The following is a 7,740-nucleotide window of genomic DNA, read 5'->3' on the forward strand; positions in this document are numbered from 1 at the left end:
TGACCTGTCTACTTATCTACTTGTTTCCTTGTCTACTTGTTTCCTTGTCTACTTGTTTCCTTATCTACTTGTTTCCTTGTCTACTTGTTTCCTTGTCTACTTGTTTCCTTATCTACTTGTTTCCTTGTCTACTTGTTTCCTTGTCTACTTGTCTCCCTCTTTCCTTGTCTCCCTCTTTCGTTAACTAATGGCATTATACGCGGCCAGGGCAACGGGTGTCAACTCGAGAAAAACGGGCGTAAAAAAACGCCTCCGCACGAAGCAGAGGCGTTGCGAATGGCTCATCCAATCGGTCAGGGTGCCCGACTCAATTGCCAGCTTGCCAGGAGCAGGCCGACCAGGAATACCGCCAGAGCAATCTCGATCGCCAGCAGGACACCCGGTGCCAGCCCCAGGAAATCTCCAGCAGGTTGATTTGCAGGATCGCTCGTCGCCGTCTTAGCCACAATCGCTGTCGGATCCCCATCTTCCACAGCCAACTGACCCTGGCTTGCGGGTAGGGGCGCCGTGGCATGCAAGGCAGGGTTGCTTACGCTTATGTCGCCCACCAAAACCACCAGGAGGCAAATGGCAACCAGAGCAGCCGCACCCCGCAGATAAAGGGGCTTGAGCCAGGCCAGCCAATCCCAGCGATGGGCTCCAGCCTCAGCCACCATGGACTCGTCCAGTGTAAATGCCCTGGGCACCCTGGCCCGCGGCATATCCTGCAACAGCCCAACAGCATAGGTCAATGCAACCAGCCGTCTGGCGGCATCGGGTTCCCTCTCGAGATACCTGTCGACCACCGCGCTTTCAGTCTCGCTGACCTGCCCATCCAAATAGGCAGACAGCAGTTCATCAGCAACGGGCAAATCCCGATCGTATTTCGTCATCGTTACAGCTCGCTTCAGCGATTTCGGGTCAGACTCGCCTGGTCCACGCCCGAATACGGGCTCCTATCCTGCGGCATTCAGTTGATCTCCCGGCAATAGTCAGTCGTTTTGTAGACGGTATCGGCTGGGTAAAAGTTCCTGTCTTTCCATCAGATAGTCGCGCAGTTTGCTGCGCGCCCGACTCAAGCGTGATTTCACCGTGCCCAGCGACGTGTCCGTCACCTGGGCGATCTCGTCATAGCTAAGGCCCTCGACATCGGAGAGCAGCACGACGATGCGCTGTTCGGTGGGCAACTGGTCGATCCCTTGCTGGATCAATCTGCCCAATTCCAGCCTCATCGCATGATCGACCGGTTGTTCCCCATGATCGATCAGCCGGCTGGCATGTTCGGGATCCACAGCCGCGTCATCCAGGGAGTTGGTCGGACGGCGCTGGAACTGGCGAAGCTGGTCGTAACACGAGTTGGTAACGATACGCAGGAGCCAGGCCTTGAAGGAACCGCCCCGATACTGCCCCAGGTAACGAAAGGCCTTCAGGAAAGCCTCCTGGGTGGCGTCCTCGGCAAAACCGGCATTGCCGAGAATGCGGTAGGCAAGATTATAGGCCATACCCTGATAATGCAGGATCAGCTTGTTGAAGGCAGCCAGGTCCCCTCGGTTGGCAGCCTCGATCAGGGCTTTTTCATCCATATTAGCGACAAAGTGAGCAATTTTGACGAAAATTTCATGTTCGGCTATACTGGCTGGGTCAATAACTGGGCCGAAGTGGCGGAATTGGTAGACGCGACGGTCTCAAACACCGTTGAGCATTAGGCTCATGTGGGTTCGAGTCCCACCTTCGGCACCTGCTCCGCTGCCCATGAGATTCCTTCGAACAGTGCCCGGTTCGAATCGCCACAGTGTGGCAATCTCATGATCGGGGCTCCCGGCTGAGATAGCACTCGTCGGATGACGTATGCGAGCCGAGGCATTATACTGCTTGTTGAGTAAATTGCTAAACCGTTCCTGGAGAGCTCTTTCGACAAGTCTGGTGGCCTAGATCGCAAATGCTTTTATCGATAACAGCCGACCCAGACGCTGCCCATTGCCACTGTTACTGCGGCAGAGTCTTGACGAAAACGAATAAATAGGAGGCGACAAGGGAATTGGCCGCTGCGCGGCGATTCCCTTCTCTATGTTAACCGACCGACGATTTAACACACGCACTGAACAGCAGCGCCGCTCCCATCGTCACACACCAGTTGCGGTTCTCGCTGTGTTGATCATGGCCGCGCTTCTCATGAGCAGCTGCGGGCCGAAGGATAAAAAGGCCGAGGCTCTTGGGCGGCTCGAGCGCGATGCTGCCGTCATGGCGATTGCCAGCCGTTTTGCCGAGTCAGAAGACCTGGGTGCGGCCCAAATTGCGCTCGATGAACTAAACCTGCCCAACCCGGCCCAATCAGTGCTGGCCCTGGCAGAAACACATATCGTGCAGGGTGCGGAATCTCAGGTGATCCTCTCGATCGTAGCCCTGGCTGAGGCCCTCGGACCGCTGAGCCGCATGGCCCAGGACTACCTGGCTTCCCAGAGCGCCGGTCATGCTGTCGCGCAAGCCGAAGTGGCGCCGACTGAAGCACCATTGCCGACCGGCACCGGTGTGCCGGCAGCTACGGCTACCGATACACCGGAACCTTCGGCTACACCGACTGATACCCCGGAACCCACGGCAATCCCCACCGATACACCTGTGCCCGCGCCTCAGGCATTGGCAGATTCACAAGCACTGAATGTGCGCAAGGGGCCAGGGACATTGTACCCGGTGGCCGGACAGCTGGGCCAGGGTGACAGCGTAGATATCATTGGACGCAACAACGACAGCAGTTGGTGGCAGGTTGCCTTTCCCGACGGCAGTCAGGGTTGGGTCTTTGCCAATCTCGTCACTGCCAGCGGCGCGGTTGACGGCATTGAGCTGATAGAAAATATCTCTCCTCCGCCGGCAACGTCGACGCCCTCCGCACCGCCTACGGCCACGCCTGCTCCGAAACCGGCAGGTCCTCCTTTTGCTCTCACCGGTTTCCGCCTGCGCTCCATTGGAGAACATGCCCAACATTGCAGCGGCGGCGATCACAACATCTTTGTGAATGTAGTTGATGCTGCCGGAAACCCGTTGAACGGCACGCGCGTGCGCGAGATATTTACCAAGGAGATCAAGGTCACCGGCGACCCAATTCCTGGACAGGTACATTGGGATATCTACAGGGGCGGTGGTGGTGTAGTCGAGATCATCGACGAAAATGGAAACCCCTTGAGTGGCCAATCACGCGGGATGAGTGCCGACTGGCCTCCCTTTGATCTAATGGAAGCAGCTGGTTATTGCAGCTGCAAGCCCCATCCCGATTCGGAGAGCTGCAGGGCCGACCTGGAAAGCAAACAGTATCTGTTTTCTGTTGGACATTATGTCTACGAGGTTACTTTTCAGCGTCAATTTTAGCGCGGTTCTTAATACCTGAACTTGCGGGACCATGGCGAGTTCTTCCTGCCACTTTCGCTCGGCGTAACCCATAGACGCTGCTGAGCTATTCTTATATCAAAAGGTGATGCACGCCGTGACATCTCAACCCCTAGACCGAGTTCCCCTTTTCGCAGGGCTCGGGCCATCGGAAAAATTGCTCATCGCAGAGCAACTGCGGCCGGTCGAATTCGAACCTGGCGAAACCCTGTTCCGCCAGGGGCAACCGGCGACCCGAATGATCCTTGTGGAAAGTGGCTGGGTGCGCCTCGTTTCCCAAAACGGCCTTGTCCTGGCTACCTTGGGACCAGGAAACGCCCTGGGTGACCTGGATCTCATCCTGGACCGGCCCTATGCAACCGGTGCTCAGGCAGTAAGTCCGGTAACCGCGCTGACACTGTCCGCGTCCGATATGGAGCGCCTGGTCCAGAATAGCTCGACGATGGGCATCGCCCTCAGCCGAGGCATTGGCAGCCCGATTGCTGCCATGCGCAACTACGTGCGCAACCGCCTGCAATCGGTGCCCGGCTGGCGTCGGGCCAGCCGCGCCAGCCTGTTTGCTGCTGTGGATCGATTGACCCTGACCGATGCCCTGGCTGGACAAACCCTGTTCAATGCGGGCGATCCCGCGAAAGGGCTCTATGTGCTCGAACAGGGCCAGATCCGGCTGTACGACCCCACCAGTGCTGCTGGCACTGTTGCCATCGGCGCAGGATCTGTCTTCGGTGACCTGGCACTGCTTACCGGCAAGCCCCATGTGCGGACCGCTGAGGTCTTCAGCGATTCCATTCTCTGGACTTTGGGCGCCGATACCTTTGCCGAGTTAACAGCCGAATTCCCCGAGCTGATCACCCTGCTTAGCCGGGAATTGCGGGCCCCACTCAGTGCCGCCGATCAAAATCAGGCCATGGAACGCCTGCGTGCCCTGCCCAGCTTCAGCCGCTGGCCAGACGATGTTCTGCAGGAATTGGCAGGCAATCTACTGCTTCAGCATGTACCCGCCGGGCAGGTGATCTACCGTCGCGGCGATGCTGGCGACGCCATGTATCTGATCGAGGACGGCCAGGTTGAGCTTCACGCCGACGGCGAGATGCTGGCCCGCCTGGGCAGCGGCAACGAGTTCGGCGAGATGGCCCTGATCACGGGGCGCAGCCGGACAGGCACCGCAACAGCCGCGATAGACACAAATCTGTGGATGCTCTATCGCAGCGATGTCGAACGGCTGGTGGCGCGTTATCCGGCTGTCCAGGCAGCCATGACCGAGGCCGTGGCCCAGCGACTGGCCGCCGCAGATGAAACCTTCTTCGACCGTCACCTTCGGCAGATATCACTCCTGGCAGGCCTGTCACGACCTCAGCTCGAGGCCGTGCGCCAACGGCTGCACGCGGCACGCTATCAGCCTGGCGAGGTAGTTTATTACCAGGGGGACGAGCCCGACGGCCTCTTCCTGATCGAAGAGGGTGAGGTAGCCATCGAGGATGAACGACAGGTCGTAGCCACCATGGGCGACGGCGACATCTTCGGCGAAGGTGCCTTGCTCCTGGAGGGACAACGGGGTTTTACCGCCAGAGCCACTGCCGAAACGGACGTGTGGCTGTTGCGACAGGAGGACTTCGAAGATTTGATGCTCCAGTACCCCAGCCTGGCGTTAAACCTGAGCCGGGTGCTGGAGAGCCGCCTGAGAAGCACCACAAGGGAACAGGTTCCCGTTGCGGCAGCGGTTGCGGCCACAACGGCGGCGGCAGCCAGGCCGCGGCGGCGACCGGCACGGCCTGCACCGGCAGCGGTCGAACCCGCCTCACCGGGCATGTTTGCCGGTATCAAGAGCGGCATCGACAGCGCCACCGACTGGTTCAAAGATGCCAGCCTGCTGATGAAGCTAGGCGTGCTCGCTCTGGTTGCCCTCACCATCTATATCTGTGGTCTCGCCATTCCCCTGGTGTTTGTCGGTTCAGTAGCAGCGGCCGAGGGGGATGCAAGGGCCATGACCATGGCCGCCTCCCTTCCGGTACGCGGCGGGCTGGAGGTAGTCGATACCCCAACCCCCACGCCCCCTCCAATGCAGGCAGGTGGCGTCGCCGTAGCCATGGCCAATACGGAGGACATCGAGCCAACACCGACCTTCACGCCGTGGCCTACAGACACGCCCATTCCAACCGATACACCGACGGTGACACCGACGCCGACCAATACGCCGTCGCCGACGCCCACCTTTACGCCTACCTTTACACCGGTGCCGACAAATACCCCCGTGCCGACAAATACCCCTCGACCGGTGATCGCCCGAACGGCGGGCAGAGCTGCGGTAGCAGCGCCACCGACTGCCACACCATCGGTCGAATGGCGTCTCGTCTCCATGCGGCGTTTGACTCCTTGCGAGAACAAGGGCAAACATCATATTTTCGTCAAGATACTGGATGCCGCAGGCAACCCGATAAACGGTCCGTTGGTGGTTCAGGCCAACGCGGGCAACCACGGTCAGGTTCTCGACAAGATGCCTTCAGGCGCCAAGGGAGAAGGCAAGGCCGAGTTCATCATGTGGAAAAATGCCCAGTACGCGGTGTTTATGGCCAATCCCGACGGCTCTCCGGGAAGCACAGAAATCGCCCAGCCGTTGCACTCCGGCTTCGCCGATGAGGCTGAATGCCCAGGCGGTGGCGGCGGCAACACACTCTTCCATAATTCCTTCGAGGTCATCTTTCAGCGAACGCGGTAGCTGATCCAAACACAGGCTATCGATACCCGTGCCGAGATGGCTCAAAAGAGAACACACGCCCATGTCATCCGGAAGGCTACGTAGCCACCATCTGTGGTTGCCGACAATCCTGCTCCTGCTGCTCTTTGGCCTCAGCTTGTCAGCCTGTGGGGATTCCACGTCAGGCACCACCGCCACGCCGACCAAGACGCCGACCGCCGGACCGGATGACCTGCCAATTGCTACCGACACACCTGGGGCACCAGCGAGCCCACAGTCCACACCCACAGCAACCCTGCCTCCTCCTCCCAAGGTGTTGCCCACGGTCGACGATCCGACTCTGATCGGGAATGGTACACTGCCCGACAACGTCGCACCGTTTACCGCACTGGAAGTCCCTGACCCCTCTGTGTTGGAACATATGGCGGTGGCCGTCAAGATCTCCAATTCCCCTATCGTGCGGCCCCAATCCGGCCTTAGCACTGCCGATATCGTTATCGAACATCTCGCCGAGGGTGGCATCACTCGTTTCACGGCCGTTTACCATAGTCAGGACGCCGAACGAATCGGTTCGGTTCGAAGCGCACGGCTCATCGACCTGGAGATACCGGTGCTGTTCGATTCCTTCCTGGTCTATTCGGGAGCCAGCGGCGAAGTTACCCGTCTGCTCGACAGCTCCGACTTTGCAGACACCACCCTGTCCGACGTGCGTGGCGATCCCGGTTTCTATCGACTGGAGGTGCCGGGGCGAGCCTACGATCACACCCTTTTCACCGATACCCAATTGCTGTGGCAGATTGCCGAATCTCAGAATTGGACCGATCCTCCCCGCCAGCGCGGCTGGGTCTGGAGCCATGAATTGCCCGAGGACGTCGATCCCGCCACTACGGTCGAAATACCTTACAGCGAGGAATACTCCGATGTCCAGTACCTGTACAATTCTGATCCCGGCCTTTATCAACGTTCGATTCTGGGCAAGCCTCACCTGGAAGAACTCACCGGCGAGCAGCTAACCGCGGCCAACGTGGTGGTTCTTTATGTCCACCATGTAGACACCTTGATCACCGAGGATGTCCTTGGCTCCAAGTCGATGGAGATTCAGCTATGGGGCCAGGGTCCTATGCAGCTCTTCCGCGACGGTGTTGCCAAGGAGGGCATCTGGCTCAGGCCAAATCGAGACGCTCCCCTGCTGTTTGTCGACGGGAATTTTAAGCCCATCCCCCTCAAGCCCGGAAATACCTGGATTCAGATTGTTCCTCTGGACATGGATGTCACCTTCGGCGAATAACAACCCTGCACGTCGGCAGATGACCACTGACCACTGACCGCCGACCGCCGTATTGCCCCATCGCCGTGTCTCCGTGTCCCCCCTCGCCGCGTCGCTCTTTCCTCCTGTCGCGAAGTCGCAGTGTCGCAGTGGCAATCTCAGAGTCCTCCTCCGCCCAACCTGCTTGGCGGAAGAATGTTTGAGACTGCCACGTCGATCTCGCTCGCTCTGGGATCGGCGTGCCAGCGTGACGTGCCGCTCGATCTCCTCGCAGTGACAAAGGAGGTGGTTCCGCTGATGCTCGCCGTGTCGCTCTCTCCTCTTGTCACAAAGTCGCCGTGTCACCGTGTCGCCCCATCCCCGTGTCGCCCCATCCCCGTGTCGCCCCCTCGCCGTGTCGCCCCCTCGCCGTGTCGCC

5 protein-coding genes and 1 tRNA gene are annotated in these 7,740 nt (G+C 59.3%); 4 read left to right on the plus strand and 2 right to left on the minus strand.

Features of this window, described 5'->3' with window-relative positions; all coding sequences use genetic code 11:
• Nucleotides 1-293: 293 nt before the first annotated feature.
• Both U9R25_19820 and U9R25_19825 read right to left on the minus strand, forming a co-directional pair.
• The gene (locus U9R25_19820; protein ID MEA3338142.1) at nucleotides 294-872 is read right to left on the minus strand and encodes a hypothetical protein; all 579 of its coding nucleotides are present in this window, start codon (nucleotides 870-872) and stop codon (nucleotides 294-296) included.
• Nucleotides 873-971: 99 nt separating this feature from the next.
• Nucleotides 972-1,562, minus strand: a complete 591-nt coding sequence (locus U9R25_19825; GenBank protein MEA3338143.1) for a sigma-70 family RNA polymerase sigma factor — start codon at nucleotides 1,560-1,562, stop codon at nucleotides 972-974.
• Nucleotides 1,563-1,631: 69 nt separating this feature from the next.
• On the opposite strand from U9R25_19825, the gene U9R25_19830 reads away from it, so the two are divergent.
• The 4 genes from U9R25_19830 (at nucleotide 1,632) to U9R25_19845 (ending at nucleotide 7,343) form a co-directional block, all read left to right on the plus strand.
• A tRNA-Leu gene (locus tag U9R25_19830) sits at nucleotides 1,632-1,716 on the plus strand.
• A gap of 330 nt (nucleotides 1,717-2,046) precedes the next feature.
• On the plus strand, nucleotides 2,047-3,342 hold the full coding sequence (locus U9R25_19835) for an SH3 domain-containing protein (protein ID MEA3338144.1): 1,296 nt from the start codon (nucleotides 2,047-2,049) through the stop codon (nucleotides 3,340-3,342).
• Between the two features lie 115 nt (nucleotides 3,343-3,457).
• Nucleotides 3,458-6,076, plus strand: coding sequence for a cyclic nucleotide-binding domain-containing protein (locus U9R25_19840; protein MEA3338145.1), 2,619 nt, complete (start codon nucleotides 3,458-3,460; stop codon nucleotides 6,074-6,076).
• 61 nt (nucleotides 6,077-6,137) lie between these two features.
• Nucleotides 6,138-7,343 (plus strand): DUF3048 domain-containing protein, encoded by a 1,206-nt coding sequence (locus U9R25_19845; GenBank protein MEA3338146.1) that lies wholly within the window; start codon nucleotides 6,138-6,140, stop codon nucleotides 7,341-7,343.
• The last annotated feature ends 397 nt before the right edge of the window (nucleotides 7,344-7,740 follow it).

This window comes from Chloroflexota bacterium (genome assembly GCA_034717495.1).
In the GTDB taxonomy this organism is placed as follows: Bacteria; Chloroflexota; Anaerolineae; order JAAEKA01; family JAAEKA01; genus JAYELL01.

Excerpts from the sequence above, each read along its gene's own strand:
- U9R25_19820 (MEA3338142.1), bottom strand. The coding sequence starts at position 872 with ATGACGAAATACGATCGGGATTTGCCCGTTGCTGATGAACTGCTGTCT.
- U9R25_19825 (MEA3338143.1), bottom strand. The coding sequence starts at position 1,562 with ATGGATGAAAAAGCCCTGATCGAGGCTGCCAACCGAGGGGACCTGGCT.
- U9R25_19835 (MEA3338144.1), top strand. The coding sequence starts at position 2,047 with ATGTTAACCGACCGACGATTTAACACACGCACTGAACAGCAGCGCCGC.
- U9R25_19845 (MEA3338146.1), top strand. The coding sequence starts at position 6,138 with ATGTCATCCGGAAGGCTACGTAGCCACCATCTGTGGTTGCCGACAATC.